This is a genomic window from Microcoleus sp. LEGE 07076 (assembly GCF_015207455.1).
In the GTDB taxonomy this organism is placed as follows: Bacteria; Cyanobacteriota; Cyanobacteriia; order Cyanobacteriales; family Microcoleaceae; genus Microcoleus.
This window is the reverse complement of record NZ_JADEWV010000129.1, coordinates 1-18,009: the sequence shown is the minus strand read 5'-3', so window position 1 is coordinate 18,009 and position 18,009 is coordinate 1. Positions and strand designations below refer to the sequence as shown.

14 protein-coding genes and 1 pseudogene are annotated in these 18,009 nt (G+C 46.7%); 12 read left to right on the top strand and 3 right to left on the bottom strand.

Annotation, left to right across the window (positions count from 1 at the left end; genetic code table 11):
* The 6 genes and pseudogenes from IQ270_RS19900 to argH all read left to right on the top strand — a co-directional run.
* A pseudogene (locus IQ270_RS19900) lies at nt 1–221 on the top strand (hypothetical protein); the annotation flags it as partial.
* Between the two features lie 635 nt (nt 222–856).
* A complete protein-coding gene (nusB, locus tag IQ270_RS19895) occupies nt 857–1,489 on the top strand; it encodes a transcription antitermination factor NusB (RefSeq protein WP_193974883.1) in 633 nt (210 codons plus the stop codon).
* A 424-nt stretch (nt 1,490–1,913) separates the two neighbouring features.
* On the top strand, nt 1,914–3,629 hold the full coding sequence (gene ftsY, locus IQ270_RS19890) for a signal recognition particle-docking protein FtsY (protein WP_193974882.1): 1,716 nt from the start codon (nt 1,914–1,916) through the stop codon (nt 3,627–3,629).
* A 268-nt stretch (nt 3,630–3,897) separates the two neighbouring features.
* The gene (locus IQ270_RS19885) at nt 3,898–5,388 is read left to right on the top strand and encodes a PP2C family protein-serine/threonine phosphatase (RefSeq protein ID WP_193974880.1); all 1,491 of its coding nucleotides are present in this window, start codon (nt 3,898–3,900) and stop codon (nt 5,386–5,388) included.
* Entirely contained in the window at nt 5,378–5,614 is a 237-nt protein-coding gene (locus IQ270_RS19880) for a hypothetical protein (protein WP_193974879.1), read from the top strand. The genes IQ270_RS19885 and IQ270_RS19880 overlap by 11 nt, the downstream gene beginning before the upstream one ends.
* A 376-nt stretch (nt 5,615–5,990) precedes the next feature.
* The gene (gene argH, locus IQ270_RS19875) at nt 5,991–7,376 is read left to right on the top strand and encodes an argininosuccinate lyase (RefSeq protein ID WP_193974877.1); all 1,386 of its coding nucleotides are present in this window, start codon (nt 5,991–5,993) and stop codon (nt 7,374–7,376) included.
* 100 nt (nt 7,377–7,476) lie between these two features.
* Here argH and IQ270_RS19870 read toward each other — a convergent pair whose 3' ends face one another.
* On the bottom strand, nt 7,477–7,671 hold the full coding sequence (locus tag IQ270_RS19870; RefSeq protein ID WP_193974876.1) for a hypothetical protein: 195 nt from the start codon (nt 7,669–7,671) through the stop codon (nt 7,477–7,479).
* Nucleotides 7,672–8,433: 762 nt separating this feature from the next.
* On the opposite strand from IQ270_RS19870, the gene IQ270_RS19865 reads away from it, so the two are divergent.
* The 4 genes from IQ270_RS19865 to IQ270_RS19850 all read left to right on the top strand — a co-directional run bounded on the left by IQ270_RS19865 (nt 8,434) and on the right by IQ270_RS19850 (nt 11,930).
* A complete protein-coding gene (locus IQ270_RS19865; protein WP_339384237.1) occupies nt 8,434–8,886 on the top strand; it encodes a peroxiredoxin in 453 nt (150 codons plus the stop codon).
* A 226-nt stretch (nt 8,887–9,112) separates the two neighbouring features.
* Nucleotides 9,113–10,429 carry an RNA-guided endonuclease TnpB family protein gene (locus tag IQ270_RS19860; protein WP_193974874.1) on the top strand — a complete coding sequence of 439 codons (1,317 nt, stop codon included), beginning with the start codon at nt 9,113–9,115 and terminating at the stop codon, nt 10,427–10,429.
* A gap of 83 nt (nt 10,430–10,512) precedes the next feature.
* Nucleotides 10,513–10,968: an NUDIX hydrolase gene (locus IQ270_RS19855; RefSeq protein ID WP_193974872.1), complete on the top strand. Its 456-nt coding sequence runs from the start codon at nt 10,513–10,515 to the stop codon at nt 10,966–10,968.
* A 155-nt stretch (nt 10,969–11,123) separates the two neighbouring features.
* Nucleotides 11,124–11,930: an alpha/beta fold hydrolase gene (locus IQ270_RS19850; RefSeq protein WP_193974871.1), complete on the top strand. Its 807-nt coding sequence runs from the start codon at nt 11,124–11,126 to the stop codon at nt 11,928–11,930.
* Between the two features lie 190 nt (nt 11,931–12,120).
* Here the strand turns inward: IQ270_RS19850 and IQ270_RS19845 are convergent, their stop codons facing one another.
* A complete protein-coding gene (locus IQ270_RS19845) occupies nt 12,121–13,017 on the bottom strand; it encodes a pantothenate kinase (protein WP_193974870.1) in 897 nt (298 codons plus the stop codon).
* A gap of 407 nt (nt 13,018–13,424) precedes the next feature.
* Here IQ270_RS19845 and IQ270_RS19840 point away from each other — a divergent pair, with 407 nt between their 5' ends.
* Nucleotides 13,425–15,536, top strand: coding sequence for a GAF domain-containing protein (locus IQ270_RS19840; RefSeq protein WP_193974868.1), 2,112 nt, complete (start codon nt 13,425–13,427; stop codon nt 15,534–15,536).
* 144 nt (nt 15,537–15,680) lie between these two features.
* Here IQ270_RS19840 and IQ270_RS31980 read toward each other — a convergent pair whose 3' ends face one another.
* Entirely contained in the window at nt 15,681–15,809 is a 129-nt protein-coding gene (locus IQ270_RS31980; protein WP_255532466.1) for a hypothetical protein, read from the bottom strand.
* 289 nt (nt 15,810–16,098) lie between these two features.
* Here IQ270_RS31980 and IQ270_RS19835 point away from each other — a divergent pair, with 289 nt between their 5' ends.
* The gene (locus IQ270_RS19835) at nt 16,099–17,826 is read left to right on the top strand and encodes a diflavin flavoprotein (protein WP_193974863.1); all 1,728 of its coding nucleotides are present in this window, start codon (nt 16,099–16,101) and stop codon (nt 17,824–17,826) included.
* The last annotated feature ends 183 nt before the right edge of the window (nt 17,827–18,009 follow it).

The window sequence follows — 18,009 nt, the reverse complement described above, 5'->3', positions numbered from 1 at the left end:
CCACACCCAACCCCACCACCGGATGGTACGCTATAGTCCCCGAGACCGATCTAGTCAATTTGTCAATGTCGATCGAAGATGCCTTTAAACTCATCATCTCCGGCGGCATCGTCAACCCCAGCAACTCACTTCCAGTCACCGCCGACAAACCCCCAGGCAAAACTCTCGAGCCCTTAATATCCGAATCTAGATACCAGCGTGTCCCAGTCGAAGAAGACTGAACCAGCCGGAAGCAGAAAAAGCCGAGACCCAGAAACCCAGTTTCTACCATAAATCTTCGGTTTCAAAGCCAAGTATCTATAACAGGACTTACGCACCAGGCATATAAAGATGCCTCGATAATCGTTAAATAACCCAGTCTGACGCACCCTACAAGTCGGCAGTCCTCTGAAAGTTGCGTTAGTCCTATATAAATAAATCGGGTTTCTAGGCGGTAAACTTTCCCAGCAACCAGAGTAGAATTGCCAAAATAATTAGCAGCAACGTCCCACCAAAAAAAGAAATTGTCGGTGTCCCGCCTGCTGTGAAAATTTGATTGAACCCAGATATTGCAACAATGTCAATAAAGGGATTTTTCGTGAGGTCGGGCGGGTTTCTTTAACCTCGAAAGCAAGCTTTGAGGTTATTGGTGAAGTGAACCGCTACAGGTTATTGAAAGGCGTGCAACATCTCAGATTAAAAAGACTTTGGCAATTGCTCGTCTAATATTTGCCCAAAACCTGCCCAGAAAAAATCATGACCGAGGGCGGTTTTTTTGCGGATTTTTCTGCTAAAGTCCAAATCTACGGTCTCAACCAGTACCTAGCAATCTCAACAACTCCCAAATTACTAAAGTCCCAATTTCTATCTAAAAAATATGAAAAAAGCCCGCGAAACAGCACGCGAACTCGCACTCCTCGGCATCAGCCAACTCCCGGCGAATCCAGAACTCTTAGAATCGAAGAAACTGCAAGATGTTCTCCTCGCCGCCATCCGCACCCTGACAGGAGAAGTTCAAGAATCCTTAGAAGCAGCAGCGTCCGAAGTGCAGCGGAGTAGCGACAAACTGCTTGCTAGCGAAATCCGCGCCGCCGATATCCAAAGTGCTAGAGCAATGGTGCGCGAAGCTGTGGAACTCACCCAAACGGCTATTAACCGCCTCGGTTCGGCAATGGAGTTTCCAGAACTGATCCAGCTTGCTAACCAGCAAGATGTCCGTACCTATGCTTTGCAAATCCTCACGCAAGTCAGCGCCAACCGCCCTCAAATTGACGAATTGCTTTCGGAATCGCTCGTAGATTGGCAAATAGATCGGTTGCCCAGGATCGATCGAGATATCATGAGAATTGCTGTCGCCGAAATCCTTTATCTCGGCTTAGCCGAACAAATCAGCGTCAGCGAAGCCGTCCAACTGGCAAAACGCTACAGCGGCGACGAAGGACATCGCTTCATCAACGGAGTTCTCCGCCGAGTAGTCGATAAAATTAACGCAGAAGTTGTTAGTCCATAGTCATTAATTATTGGTTAAGCTGTCGCACATTTAAATTGTATATTCAGGGCGGGCGGGACACCCCACTCATTGTCTAATTTTTTTTGATCTGCAATTTAAATGCCGCAACGGCTGATTAATCCTCAGTTATTGGTCGCTAGCGACGATCGGCAATCCCGCAATCGGCCCTAAACTAGGGACTGAGGACGAATCACTAATAATATCGTGGACGGTGGCATCGGAACAATAAAATTGAGTCAACAGTTAACACTCAACCATTCAGTTTTTCGACCCGCCCGTCAACAATCAACAGTCAGTAGGGGCGGTGCCTGTGAGTGCCCTTCTTCTTCTTAACAATCAACAGTCAACAGTCAACAGTTAACAGTCAACAATCATTCCGGTGCAACCGGAATTGATATAACTCTTCTTTATTCCCCAAATTTCTATGGTTTTTAATTGGTTTCGTCGCCAGTACACCGAAAGCGGATCTTCTGAAAAAGAAACTCCCCCCCAGCAAACCCCAGATGAGTCAACACAATCGGCACCCGTTGAGCCTCCAACAGATGCAGCAGCAGACCAAAGCTCTCCCGCTGTAGCCGAAGATTATCTCAATTGGGCAAAAGCTGCTTACAAAAATATTCAAAAACAGCAACAACCTGAAACAGAAGTTGCTGACACAGCAGAGGTTGAAGTTCCGGCCCCCGAAACAGAAGTTGCTGACACAGCAGAAGTTGCAGCAGCACCAGAACAAAGTGTTGCACAAGTTGCAGAAGTTGCAGGATCTGAAAAGCTTGGAACTAATGATAACGAAGAACTAGATGCAGTTACCCCAGTCGAATCTCCTGAAATAGTGCAACAGATAGTTGGGGATGCAGACACTGCACCGATCGCTCAAAAATTAGAAGTAACAGCAGAAAATATAGAAATTGCCACACCCGCAACTGAGCTTGCAGACACCGAGTCGATCGCATCTGAGGAGATAGTCGGCGAATCTCTGCCGTTTTGGGCCAGAGCTGTGGCCGATCGCACGGCTCGCATCGAACGCCTCAAAGAAACCGCCCTTGAAGAACCCGAAGTAATTGCAGCCGCAGCCGAAAGAGCCGCCATTATCGAAGAAATTCCCGGTTTCGCCTTTGACGAAGGGTTCCTCTGGTCATCAGAAATCCTCGCCAGTCAAGGCCGCCGGCCAGATCAAATATCCGTCGAAGAAATCAGTTGGCTGCAAAAACTGCGGAAAGGCTTAGAAAGAACTCGCCGCAGCTTAATTAATCGATTAAAGGCGATCGTCGGTCAAGGCCCGCTCAACCAAGACGCGGTAGCCGAAATAGAAACTTTGCTCCTACAAGCCGATGTCGGAGTCGCCGCCACCGACATCATTATCAACCGCCTCCAAGAAAGACTCAAACAAGAAGCCTTGCCGCCAGAACAGGCTCTAGCCTTCCTCAAAAGCATCCTGCGCGACATTCTCGACGCTCCGACAGCCGAAACCGCCGCCGGCAATCCAGCCTACAGCCTGACATTCGCGCCGGAAAAAGACACCTTTAACATCTGGTTAATTGTCGGAGTCAACGGTGCCGGCAAAACTACGACGATCGGCAAACTCGCCCACATCGCCCAAAAATCCGGCTACCACACCCTGATCGCCGCCGCCGACACTTTCCGCGCCGCCGCCGTCGAACAAGTCAAAGTTTGGGGAGCCCGCAGCGGCGTGGAAATTATTGCCAACCCCGGGAAAAATACCGATCCGGCGGCAGTCGTGTTTGATGCGATCGCCGCCGCCAACGCCAGAAACACAGAACTGCTGATCGTAGACACCGCAGGCCGCCTGCAAAACAAAAAAAATCTCATGGACGAATTAACTAAAATCCGTCGCATTATAGATAAAAAAGCCCCCGGCGCTACCGTAGAATCTCTACTGGTCTTGGATGCAACACTCGGTCAAAATGGTTTGCGACAGGCAGAAGTATTCGCAGAATCTGCAAAATTAAGCGGAGTAGTATTGACAAAACTAGACGGTTCTGCTAAAGGTGGTGTTGCCCTCGCAGTAGTGCAGCAGCTCGGTCTGCCCATCCGCTTTATTGGAGTAGGGGAAAGTATCGAAGACTTGCGGCCGTTTTCTAGTTACGAATTTGTCGAAGCCCTACTGGATTTTAGATTTTAGAATTTTAGATTGATGAGGTATCTGCCCCCGTCCCGATTTTGGAGACCCGGACAGAACTTCAAAGTCTCAAATTCTTAACCTCAAACTAGCATCGCACCAAATTACTAAACAGAAAATACCGGGTTTCTGCTCGCTGGCGTGCAATATCGTTTCCAGTTACATCGGTATTGTTCAAACACTCAACAATCAACAATCACGCTTCGGTGCAACCGGACTCGATATAAGTCCTCAATCAAGCTCCTTTTAAGATCGAAATCACAAATCTAAAATGACTGCTGTGCCTTTGCCTCGTCCCTCACCTCAACCTGCTGACCGCCCGGCAGGTCGCAATTCCACCGACGCGACGCCAGTATTTGCCCTCAAAGAACTGGTGGGCCGCTTGCACCGATACCAGCACAACGTTCAAGATATGTTGGGTTCGCTCTCGTTTGCCCTCCGCAGTTTTAACAATCTCAACCAATTTTTGGAGTTGGTGCCTTTGGTGGCGACTCGCGTTACCGACGCTGACGGGGGAGCTTTAGTGCTGTTCAAACCCAACGGTCAAGTCAGGTTCCAGCAGTTGCACTGTCAGGAAGGACGGCAGTGCCAAGACCTGCGAAAAGCGCTGGAAATAGCCACCAGACAAGCTACACCAGTTGACGGCGCGGCTGCTGGTGAATCTGTTTCCGAAACCTCTGGGCAAACTTCTAGTCTTGACCTGCAACTCAGTCGTTATTTGGGCCCGGATGTTCATTTGTTTGGAACGCCAATTTTAGTCAAGAATTTGGAACGCGGACGGCTTTATGTTTTTAGCAGTGACCCGCAATATCTGTGGACTGCCAGCAGACAGAAATTAGTTCGGTTGGTGGCGGATCAAACCGCTGTGGCAATCTACAAAGATGAACTTACTGTTAAGTTGGCTGAAAAAGAACGCTTAGATAGAGAGTTAGAAATCGGGGCGGAAATTCAATTGCGGCTGCAACCTCGCAGTTGTCCGAAAATTCCCGGTCTTGACGTGGCCGCCCGCTGCAAAACGGCTAGCAGAGTCGGCGGAGATTATTATGATTTTATTCCTGCTGACTATGACCCGATCGGCAAAGATAATGAGGGGCAACACCCCCCATCCCTGATTAAAAATCTCAAGTCCAAAATCGACAAGGGCCGCTGGAGTATCGTCATCGGCGACGTGATGGGCAAAGGAGTGCCGGCCGGCCTGTTGATGACGATGACGCGGGGTATGCTGCGGGCGGAGGTTTTGAACCGCCACTCGCCTGCGAGAATTTTGCAACATTTAAACCGGGTAATGCACGCGGATTTGGAAAATTCCCACCGTTTTGTAACTTTGTTTTATTCGGAGTATGACCCGAAAACTCGCGTTTTGTCTTACAGTAATGCTGCTCACCACCCGCCTTTGCTGTGGCAAGCTGCAACTAATTCGATTATTGGGCTCGATACTTTGGAGGGTATGTTAATTGGTTTGGATGCTGATTCGCACTACCAAGAAGCCCAGGTGCAATTGCAGCCGGGAGATACTATTATTTATTACACTGACGGTTTTACCGATGCTGCTAATCAAAGGGGCGATCGCTTTGATGAGGATAACTTGACCGCAGCTTTTCAGTGGGCTTGTCAAAATTACCAGCAGTCTGAGGAAATTTTGGATTATTTGTTCGATCGAGTTCACCAGTTTGTCGGCATTGGCAATCGCAACGAAGATGACATGACACTGGTTGTACTTAGAGTAACACCTTTAGCAGGAGAAAAGCACCATGATAGTTAATTTAATGCCGGAAATTATTGCAGGAGCGATCGGCTCTATTGCTTGGCACGATGCCGTTCATTTGTTAGTTGTCAAATCTCATTTGAATACGGTGATTTTGGGCCAAAGCTACGAGATTTTTACGAATTTCCAGAAAGCTTGGAATAATTTTGTGTCTACTGGTCAAATAGGAGCTTTTTTTATCGGTATATTTGTCGGCTGGTTCTTTAAGGGAATTTTTCCTTAGAGTTTTTGTCGGATAGGGCATCACGAAAAAATTTGAGATCAATTCCGGTTGTACTGTCAGGTGACTGTTGACTGTTGACTGTTGACTCGATTTTCTGATTCCGATGCAACCGGAAACGATCTGAAAAGTTAACAGGCGCGACTTCATTTTTTTCTGATGCAGTATAATTTTAATACTTTTGTAGTCAGGAATTCAGTTTTTTAGTGTCAATACAGCTATAAAAAGCTTGCAGTCAGGATTAAAGTCTTTTCTTGCCGAATTAGGCAGTCAGGATTGTAGTCCGATGCTGCAAATCGGATGACTTGGATTTCGATGCCCAGAACCGGTTTTTTAGAGACTTCTACAACAGACATATAATCTAGTTTTACTTTCCGCAATGACAGCACAACAAAAAACTTGGAGTCAAAGATTTGAATCGGCGCTGCACCCGGCGATCGTCCAATTCAATGCTAGTATAGGCTTCGATATCGAACTGATTGAGTACGACTTGACTGGTTCGGTAGCTCATGCAAAAATGCTCGCTAAAACAGGGATTATTTCCGCAGCAGAAGGCGAGCAGTTAGTCAATGGTTTGGAGCAAATTCGCCGCGAATACCGGGAAGGTCTTTTTGTTCCGGGAGTTGATTCAGAAGACGTTCACTTTGCGGTAGAGAAACGGCTGACGGATATTGTCGGAGATGCAGGCAAAAAGCTGCACACGGCTCGATCGCGCAACGACCAAGCCGGTACCGATACTCGTTTGTATTTGCGCGATCGCCTCGCAGAAATTCGCCAGCAATTGCGGGAATTTCAAGGGGTTTTGCTCGATATTGCCGATGCTAACGTCGAAACTTTAATCCCTGGTTACACGCACTTGCAGCGCGCTCAGCCAATCAGTTTGGCTCATTACTTGTTAGCTTATTTTGAAATGAGCGATCGCGATTGGGAACGTCTAGGCGATATCTCGAAGCGGGTGAATATTTCGCCTTTGGGTTGCGGCGCTCTGGCGGGGACGACTTTCGGGATCGACCGACATTATACCGCAGAACTATTGCATTTTGACAAGGTTTATGCTAACAGCCTAGATGGAGTGAGTGACCGAGATTTTGCGATCGAATTTCTCGCAGCGTGCAGCATAATTATGGTACACTTGAGCCGGCTATCGGAAGAAATGATTTTGTGGTCGTCTCACGAATTTGGATTTATTAGCCTCACAGATAGCTGCGCTACGGGTTCTAGCATCATGCCCCAGAAAAAAAATCCCGACGTGCCGGAGTTGGTGCGGGGCAAAGCGGGACGGGTGTTCGGTAACTTGCAAGCCTTGTTGGTAGTAGTGAAGGGACTTCCTTTGGCCTACAACAAAGATTTACAAGAAGATAAAGAAGCTTTGTTTGATAGCGTCAAAACAGTACAGGGTTGCTTGGAAGCAATGACGATTTTGCTGCAGGAAGGAATCGCGTTTAACCACGATCGCCTCGCCACTGCTGTTACCGAAGACTTTTCTAACGCTACAGACGTAGCAGACTACTTAGCCGGCAAAGGTGTTCCCTTCCGGGAAGCTTACAACCTCGTCGGCAAAGTCGTCAAAACTTGCCTTTCGGGGGGCAAACTCCTCAAAGATTTGACACTCCTGGAGTGGAAAGAGTTGCACCCAGCATTTGAGAGAGACATTTACAACGCGATCGCACCTCAGCAAGTGGTGGCGGCTCGCAATAGTTACGGCGGTACCGGGTTTGAACAAGTCAGAAAATCACTGATTGCTGCGCGCCATCGGATCGCCTAAACATCATTAAATTCTTGGACAACTTCAGGCTGGCTATCTCTCCAAAAGAACCATCGTGTTTTCCACTCGGGTTCTCAGTTGAGCAGATAGCCGGACTCAATTACTCTTCAGCAGCAGCCATGTCTTTGTCCTGTCTGCCGGCGCCACTCATGGCGCCCATCCCGCCGCCGTTGCCACCGTCAAATCGCCTTCTCTTGTTGGAGAACATATCTTGATTTCTCCGCTTGCGAAACTTGCGAGCGTATGCTTGATTTCGTTGTGCCTTCTCTTTCTTGAGATTGCGGCGCTTAGCCATTATGACCTCACTAATAAACATTGACACTCCCCGGGCGTGAAAGCCCGGGGATTCCTAAGATTGATAATCTGTTGACTCTTGGTGACTGCGATTCTTGCTTGGGGGAAGTCACTTACTTTGCTACAGGATTTCTCCAGCTCAAGTAGACGTGTCTTATCCCGAAGCGTGAATTCTGGTAGGCCCTAGCTACCGTACTCGATCGGTTCTCTTTATGTAGTTAGGCTTTGTTCAAATTTAGCTTTCGTGACGCTCCCACAACAATCGCAAGCGATATGGTTTAGGCTTCTGAGTCCTGTTAAGGATATCGAGAACTTCCTTCAAGGTACTCCAATCGTTTCCCTCTACGGCATTTTAAAGTGAGGAACACGTCTCGCCCCACTGATATTATAAAAAGGAACTGGTTCGTCTCGTTGTCCACCCTCCACGGCTCAAAGCTATGCTTATGAGATTATGAACGGGTGGAATCAGGAGTCTCACGCGCCTTTTATCCCACACTAACCTTTGATCGGTATACTGTGGGGATTCCTGTCTGCCTAGCTAAACCGCAACACCTATCGGTGTGACTACGCACTCAACTAATCCAGTTAAGTTTTTACGTTGTCTAGTTATACTCAATTTTAGACCGATGACGATCATAGCACACCCGGTACAAGACCCAGAAAAAAGAACGCGGGGATTCAAGTCGCTGGGAATCTGGGTGCGATCGGACGCAATGTTTTTAATCTCTCAGAATATTATCTCAACTAATCACACTCAATCCCGGTGACGGGCTCTCCTGTCTTCAGCCTGCTTGACGCTGCCGGCAATTTGGTGAACCTCGCAGATTTGCAAGGGTGGCGAGCTGTACTCTATTTTTACCCTGGGGATAATACCCCCGGCTGTACGAAAGAAGCTTGTGGCTTTGGCGACATTTACTCTGAATACCGGGCGCGCAATATTATTCTAGTCCTAGGCGTCAGCACGGACGAGGCCGCGTCTCACGCCAAGTTTGCAGCTAAATATCAACTGCCTTTTTCGTTGCTGTGCGGCTCAAAGGCCGCAGTCACTACCGCCTACGGCTGTTACCGACTCAAAAAGTTTATGGGCAAAGAATTTATGGGAATTGTTCGATCTACTTTGGCGATCGACCCTGATGGTACTATTGAAAAGGTTTATCGGAAAGTCAAACCCGAAACTCACGCAGCGGAGGTTTTAGCAGACTTGCCAGAGATATAGACTCAATCAAAAATTCAACTAAACCAAAAGGAGTCCCGCACTCTAACGGTACTCCGTTGAGTGCCGGGAGGAATTTGCGTGAGCCAAGAGAGCCACCCCGAACCAAACCGACGACTTTACGTGTCGCAAGGTTCGGGGCGGTCGATGAGCAAACAAATCATTTTCGCTATACCACTTGCTTTTGCCATATTCACGAGATACAATATTTGCAGAATTAGTGAAAGTAATGCCTCAAATAATCACCGCCAAGTTAAAACTAAACCTGAATGCCGAGCAAAAAGCTTTGGTGTCTCAGACTGCTTTGGCTTACCGTGACGCTTTGAACTATACTTCGCAAGTCGCTTTTGATACGGGTAAAACCAGTAACGGTCTGAAGTTGCAAAAAGCTGTCTACAACGAATTGAGAGTTAGATTTGGGCTGGGCGCTCAGATGGCTTGCAATGTACCCAGACAGGTTTCGACAACCTACAAAACTCTTTGGACTAAGGTAAAACAATCTAACGACGCTATTGCTTCATGTTACACTAAGAGACGGTATAAAGGGCTAGACAAAGCCCCTAAATACATTTCTCGAACCTGTACCCTAAACTATCAACGCGACTACTCGTTTAAATCCGAGCAGCAAGTGAGTATTATCACACTGCAAGGTAGAATAGTAGTCCCATATGATGGCTACAACAAGCATCTAAATTTGATTGCCAATGGTTCCAAGATTGGGGCAGCTAAAATCGTCTATCAGCGTTGTTCTAAGACTTACTACTTAATGGTAGGTATTGAAGTAGAAGTACCTGAGATTAACCCACTAGAAATAACCAGAGTTTCTGGTGTCGATGTGGGTATGCGCTACTTAGCTGTAGAAACAGACTTACAAAACAAGTCGAAATTTTATTCAGGAAAAGACGCTAGACACAAGGCCAATCGCTATCATAAAGCCAGACAAACTCTTCAGCGTAAAGGCACTCGGCAGGCAAAGCGCAGACTAATCGCTTTGTCAGGAAGAGAAAGACGGTTTATCGCTGACGTGAACCACCAAATCAGCAAGGAAATTGCCAAGCCTAACAGCCTGATTGGACTAGAAGACTTAACCGGAATCCGGGATAGAACTAAGTCTAAATCTGGGAAAAAAGCTAGTAAGAAGCAGCGTAGAGCTAATAGAAATAAGGCTAAATGGTCGTTTGCCGAATTGCACGGTTATATTGACTACAAAGCCAATCTAAATGGTTCGTTAGCAACGAAAGTTCCGGCTCATTATACATCGAAGAGTTGTCCTAAATGCGGACATACTTCGGATGCTAATAGACCTAACAAAGGACTATTGTTTCGATGCGAATGTTGTAGTCATGAGTTACACGCTGATTTGATTGGTGCGCGAAATATTGCAATCAGAACGTTGCTTGTCCGGCAGGACTGGACGAGTACGGGGAGCTTGTCAGCATCCCCTGATGTGTCGGGCCGTGAAACTAAAGCTGAGATTCTGCAAAGGTTCTCGGAATTGCGGTGGAGCTCAGATACAAGCCCACATCTCCGGCGGTACTCCGCTTGATGATGGGTAGTTGACAATTAACACTTTTGAGATGCGAGCTACGAAATCTAAAATTACTTTATCCTAAAAAAGCTTTTGAGTTTATGGGTCGATTGTGGCAAATAGGACAAACTGTGCTGGGGCTGATTTTTAGACATCCCGTCACCGGTACTGCAATAATTCCCGTATTATCCGACGGGCGAATTGTGTTGATTCGCCGCCGCGACAACGGTCGCTGGGCACTGCCGGGAGGTATGGTGGATTGGGGAGAGGACGTTCCGACGACGGTGCGGCGGGAATTGGCGGAGGAAACAGGACTCGATTTAGTCAAAATCCGTCGCTTGGTGGGCGTTTATTCGGCTGCCGATCGAGACCCTCGCCTGCACTCGATTTGCATCGTGGTGGCAGCAGAGGTGGAGGGAAATATCCAAGTTCAGGATACGCTTGAAGTCAGCGAGGTTGAGGCATTTTTGCCGGGATCGCTGCCGGAGGGTATGCTCAGCCACGATAACGACCAGCACTTGCAGGACTATTTTCAAGGTCGGACAACTTTGGCTTAAACCGACGGGCTATCCCAATTGAAGCACAGTCGGAAAATACCTCGGGGTCAAAAGTTGTCTGTGATGATTGGAATTAATTTTTAATCTTTCCATACTTTAATTTACAAGTTCTGAACCTTTAATTAATGATTTTTTATTGGTGAATATTTAACCGGATGTACTCACTGCTACGCAATTCTCGGGTCAAACTCTCTTTAGGGCAAATCTTCTGGCACGAAATCGGTCAAGGCCCTAATATAGTCTTTTTGCACGGTTCTTGGCACGACAGCAGTCAGTGGCTGGGGACGATCGAACATTTGAACCCCTACTACCAATGCTTCGCACCGGATTTGCTTGGGTTTGGCGATTCGGAACGCCCGAATATTAATTATTCGATCGAGCTGGAAGTACAATGTCTCGCCGAATACCTAGATGCTTTGAATCTGCGACAGGTTTATTTAGTAGGTCATTCTTTGGGCGGCTGGGTGGCGGCCAGCTACGCGCTCAAATATCCCGATCGAGTTCAGGGTTTGGTATTGTTGGCCCCTGAAGGTGTCAAGGTTGGCCATCGGCGGGCGCGGTGGCAGACGGCGCGCTGGCTGATCGCTCAACCTCCGCTGACTTATTGGTTGCTGCGATCGATCTATCCCATTGCTAAGTTGCTGGGCGGCACAAAAAATATTGACCGACTGCTAAATTTCAGACAACAGTTGATGCAGTCTGTTGTTGCCGTGCAGTTGCTGTTTCAGCGGCGGCGGGCCCAAATTAGAGCGGAGTTAGTTGATGAGAATTTACCATTGCTCAAAGTGCCTGTTTTGCTGTTGCACGGTTCTGAAGATACCGTCACAGCTTTGTCTCTGTGTCAATGTTATGCTGCTCTAGTTCCTGATGCCGAACTGCAATCTGTAAATCCCGGGGAAAGTAACTTGCCACAGGAATTCCCGGATATTGTTGCTAAATATATTCTGCAATTTGCTAAATGAATTGTTGACGGTTGACTGTTGACTGTTGACTGTTGACTGTTGACGGTTGACTGTTGACCGTTGACTGTTAACAACTAACTAATAACAACTAACTAATAACAACTAACTAATAACAACTAACTAATAACAACTAACTAATAACAACTAACTAATAACAACTAACTAATAACAACTAACTAATAACAACTAACTAAGGACTAATTCCCCAAAAAATCGCTTCTGGTGCGTCAATTACCGACGAGGCTGTATCGGGAAAGGCTGCGGTGAGATATTTTAATAGCAAAGTTCGATCGCCCCCGGTGAGCGCAATTTTGCTATTAGGAAACAAATGCAGCCAATCTTCAATAAAATCCTTCACCGCTGCTACTGCTGCATACACAACTCCGCTGTGAATTGCCCCAGCAGTATCTTTTGCCCAGCGGTGCGGCAAAATGTCTGGTAAGCTAACTGAGGGCAATGCTGCGGTTTGTTTACCGAGCGACGACAATTGCAAACCCAAACCGGGCAAGATAGCGCCCCCAATTAAATACCTATTGACATCTGCCCCAGTAAATGTTAGAGCTGTACCAGCGTCTATTAGTAAAACTGGCCAACCCAATTGGTTGCCAGCACCCAGTAAAGCCAAAGCTCTGTCAATTCCTAGGGTTGGATAGAGTCCGCCGATCGGCAATTCGTCTAAACTAATAATTCGGACATCGGGATAACTCTGCCAGATTGCTGTTTGCTGGGGAACGACTGATGCCAAGACTAGAGGTAGCGACACGAAAGAAAGTGTGTGAGGACTAGAAACAGCGGCAGTATCAGAAAGAAAAAGGAGATTTTGAGCGGATATTTGCTCGATCGATCTCATGATTGTTTGCACCAAATATTTGGCTTTTTCTGGCTCGCAGAGCCGGGAAACAGCGTCAGCTTTGAGATGCTCTGTATCCCATGTTTTCTCTAGGGTGTTTCCCGCAAACAATCCCCAGTGCAGCCGCGAATTGCCGATCGCCAAAGCTATTTTAACCCGGCCTTTACCTGTAAATTGAGGTGTCAGGTTGCTGCTACAAGGTGTCGGGGGAAACTTTTCGGCAATTGAGTTTTCCATATATATTGATCGCCAACATTGAACTAAAGATAGATTTTATATTAATTTTATTCGATTAACCTAGCAATTATCTCTAATTAACATCTGACTAATTTCAAGGGGCGCGCTCGCTCTGTATTTTCGCTGAAGCTGTCGGACATTTGAATTCTATGTTCAGGGCTGGTCAGACGCCCACAAGACTTTAATTGTTTTTTGACATATAATTTAGATGCGTAACAGCTTAAAATAAAAGACATAATTTATATTTATAAATATTTGTAAACAAAATATTTGCTAGGGTGGAGATGTATCCTTTATACTTATTTCATATGTTCCAGCAGTCGTAGTGTCGATCGGGCTGTTGGCTGCGTAAGCAAATGTCTAAAAATCCAGGCTCTATCAAAATACAGTAAAACTGCCGAGTAAATATGTCTTTAAAGATACAACAACCTGAAAACCCTTGGGCGAGATTCACTTCGCAGTTGCCGGAAGCTGAAAAGTGGAGGCAGGAAGAAAGTCTTTCGCTGCGGGAAATAGAGGAACAAAAAGCCCTAATTGTGCAGATGCAGCAGCAAGTTCAGCTATCAAACTTGCTGAACCAAATTAATAACGAAATTCGCAGTACACTTGACATTGAAGAAATTTTGACATCTGCCTGCCGATTGCTGGGGCAAGCGCTACAGTCCAGCCGCGCCAGCATTTTAGTCAAAGAATCAAGTACAGGAAATATTTTAGTCACGCGGGGAGAGTACAACGCGGGGGATTATCCGATCCAACTGGGCATGAAAGTACCGATTGCTGACAACCCGCACTTGGAAGGAGTTATGTCTCAGCAAGAGTCGCTAGCAGTGACGAAGTTTCTCGATTTTCAGGGGTTGAACCCAGAAACCAGAAAAATTGCCCAAGATTTGGAAATTAAGTCAATGCTGGCAGTAGCTACTCGCTATCAAGGTGAAGTGAATGGCATAATTGGCTTGCATCAGTGCGATCGCGAACGGCAATGGACCCATTGGGAAAGGCAACTGTTAGAAGGGGTAGCATCGCAGTTGGCCATCGCCATCAATCAAGCCAAACTCTACAGGAAAACCCGCCGGCAAGCCGAACAAGAATCGCTACTGCGACTGATCGGCAACCAAATTCGCAGTACCCTGGATCTGGGAACTATCCTGGAAACAGCGGTGAGGGAAGTCCGCCAAATGTTGCAGTGCGATCGAGTAATTATCTACCAGTTTCAAGATAACTGGCAGGGAAAAGTTGTCGTTGAAGATATGACGGTTCCTTGGCCTTCAATTTTAGGAGATATGGGGGCAGATAAGTGTTTCAGGGGAGATTACGCTGATCTTTACCAGCAAGGGCGAGTCAAAGCAATTAATGATATTTTTAATTCTGGTTTAGAGCCTTGTCACGTTGAGTTTTTAGACAGTTTGCACGTAAAAGCTAATCTGATCGTACCGATTGTTACATCTAGAAACGAAGAAAATTCGCTGTCGGCTGACGGAAGTTGTAATTTCAAATTTCCCGGTAGACTGTGGGGTTTGCTGATTGCTCACGAGTGCCGGGATACCCGCAACTGGCAGCGACAAGAAACGGAGTTACTGTCGCAGCTAGCCGACCAAATGGCGATCGCGATTCAGCAAGCAGAACTTTACAGCAAAGTCCGAGAAGCTGCGGTCAAATCTCAAGCTCAAACCCAGCAATTGCAAGCAGCACTCCAAGAATTGCGATCGACACAACAGCAATTGATTCAAACCGAAAAAATGTCTGGTTTGGGGCAAATGGTGGCGGGTATTGCTCACGAAATTAACAATGCCAACAATTTTATCCACGCCAATTTGTTTCACGCTCAAGAATATTTTAAAGTTTTGAACGAAGCTCTTGAATTGTGCGGAAAAGCTTGCCCGGAAGCAGCGGAAGCAATTGTCAAAATCAATGAAGAATTAGAACTGGATTATGTTCGAGAAGACTTTGGTAAACTGCTAAATTCGATGCGGGAAGGCAGCGGCAGGATTCGCTCCATCGTGACGACGCTGCGAAGTTTTTCTCGATTAGACCATGCTGAATTTAAAGCGGTCGATTTGCATGAAGGTTTGGAAAGCAGTTTGTTGATGCTGCAAAATAAGCTAAAAACAAATATCAAAATCGAGAAAAAGTACGGAAGTTTGCCGCCAGTGAAATGTCATGCAGGTCAAATCAACCAAGTATTTTATAATTTGATTGATAATGCTTTAGATGCGATCGACTCTGCAAACAAACCGGGGGAATTAACAATCCGCAGTTGGCAAAGCGAGCCGGACTGGGTAACAATCTCTGTTCGCGATACGGGAAATGGCATTCCTGCGGAAATTCAGGATAAGATTTTTGACCCGTTTTTTACTAATAAACCTGTGGGAAAAGGCACTGGTTTAGGACTTTCTGTGTGCTATCAGGTAATTGTGCAAGCTCACGGCGGCAGAATTCGGTGCGTTAGTGAGGTTGGCGAAGGAACTGAGTTTATTGTCGAATTGCCTGTGACAAATCAGAAGGGTTCAGACTTGAAGTAAGACCAAATCTAGGTGAAAACTGAGATATTGCACTATTGTCAAGAACAGGCTGTCCGGCCTGTTCTGTCAAAGAGTGAATTTCTTGTGGGATGGGCAGGAGAACCCGTCCGTAAAAGGCTTATTGACAATGGTGCAAGATGTCAGTTAAAACCGCTTTTCTAAGACTCGGCGGTTGAAACCGCTACTGTACAAACTTTCGTCCGCCGACGCAGACTCAAGAATTAATATCGTTTCCGGCTGCATCGTCAGGTGATCAATTAGAGGGCAATTCATCAAACATTGTTACAAGTCGCCACCTATCTCGGCGCAATTTTCAGTTATTCGATTCACAGTCAACAGTCAACATCATGAGGAGTGCAACCGGAATTGATGTGACTGTCAAATAGGAGTTTTGTCAAGACCTAATTGGCAGATTTTTTGGAATTAGGTCGATCGCCCGCGGCAGGCATCGCTCAATTTCAAGTTACTTAACACCCTGATAAGAAATTTTATGAAGATTTAAAAAAGAAACGTGTCAGAATGGAAACAATAAGGTAATGGATAACAGACAAGGAGACACAGTATGGTAGCCCTGACTGAACGAGTCCAACGCAGATTGACGGTGGAAAAAGTCGAAATTGCCTCTGACACAACGGCAATTCGATGCCTGGACTGGGATAGAGACCGCTTTGACATCGAATTCGGGCTCAAAAACGGTACAACTTACAACTCATTCATCATTCGCGGCGAAAAAACTGCCCTCGTCGATACCTCGCACGAGAAGTTTCGCCAGCAGTATATGGAAACTCTGACAGGGGAAATTGACCCGAAACAGATTGATTATCTAATTATCAGCCACACCGAACCCGACCACAGCGGTTTAGTGAAAGACGTGCTGGCTTTGGCACCCCAAGCAATAGTCGTGGGGGCGAAAGTAGCAATTCAATTTTTAGAAAATCTTGTACACCAGCCTTTTGAGCGACTTGTAGTCAAAAATGGTGACAAATTAGATTTAGGAAACGGCCATGTTATCGAATTTGTATCGGCGCCGAACCTGCATTGGCCCGATACAATTTTTAGCTACGACAGTAAAACTAAAGTGATGTTCACCTGCGATGCTTTCGGGATGCACTACTGTTCCGACAGCACCTACGATGACGATTTGGCAGCGGTTGAGGAAGATTACCACTTTTATTATGAGTGTTTGATGGCTCCCAATGCTCGATCGGTACTCAGCGCCATGAAGCGGATGGCAGAATTGGGAGAAATCGGTACAGTGGCGACCGGTCACGGGCCGCTGCTCAGGTACAATGTAGTTGAACTTACCGGACGTTACAAAAAGTGGAGCCAAGCCCAAGCTAAGGCAGAAACCACGGTAGCGGTATTTTACACTTCTGACTACGGATTTAGCGATCGCCTCAGCCAAGCGATCGCCCACGGGATTACCAAAACCGGTGTCGCGGTGGAAATGATAGACTTGAGAATGGCAGACTTGCAAGAAGTCCGGGAACTTGTCGGTACTGCTGCTGGTATCGTGATTTGTTCGCCGCCGAGTAATGGGGCTGCTGCAGAAAATGCCGAAGCTGCTATCAACACAATTTTAGTGGCGGCTAACAACAAACAATCCTTCGGTTTGTGCGAATCCGGCGGCGGCGATGACGCATCGGTTTATCCGCTAAGAAACAAGTTCAAAGAGTTGGGTTTGAAAGAAATATTTCCCAACATTTTGATCAAAGAAGCGCCGACGGAAGCGATTTATCAACTTTGCGACGAAGCCGGTACCGACTTGGGACAGTGGCTGTCGCGCGACAAGGCTGTCAAACAGATGAAATCCCTGGATAGCGATGTTGATAAAGCTTTGGGACGCATCAGCGGCGGATTGTACATTATCACCGCTCAAAAAGGTGAAGTTAGCAGTGCGATGTTGGCTTCTTGGGTGACGCAAGCGAGTTTTAAACCGCTGGGTTTAACTATAGCAGTTGCTAAGGATCGGGCGATCGAATCCATGATGCACGCGGGAGATAAATTTGTGCTCAACGTGCTCGAAGAAGGCAACTATCAAAGCCTGATGAAGCACTTTTTGAAGCGTTTTGCTCCAGGTGCCGATCGATTTGCCGGAGTTAAAACTCAACCAGCTACCAACGGTTCTCCAATTTTGACCGATGCTTTGGCTTATATGGAATGCGAAGTAGTCAGCCGGATGGAACTTTCGGATCATCATATCGTATATGCTACGGTCGATAGCGGTCGCGTATCCAATCCCGAAGCGCTGCCGGCAGTTCACCACCGCAAAGTCGGAAATCACTATTAGTCAATTGTCAGTTGACAGTTGTCATAAGCAAGAAGGAAGAAGGAAGAAGGAAGTTTCAACAAGCGCGTTTAACCCCTGATAAATGTCGTTTAGATCCGAGGCCCGATCCCCCCCAACCCCCCTTAAGAAGGGGGGAACAGGAATTGATCGAATTACCCCTTTTTAATGGGGATTTAGAGGGAA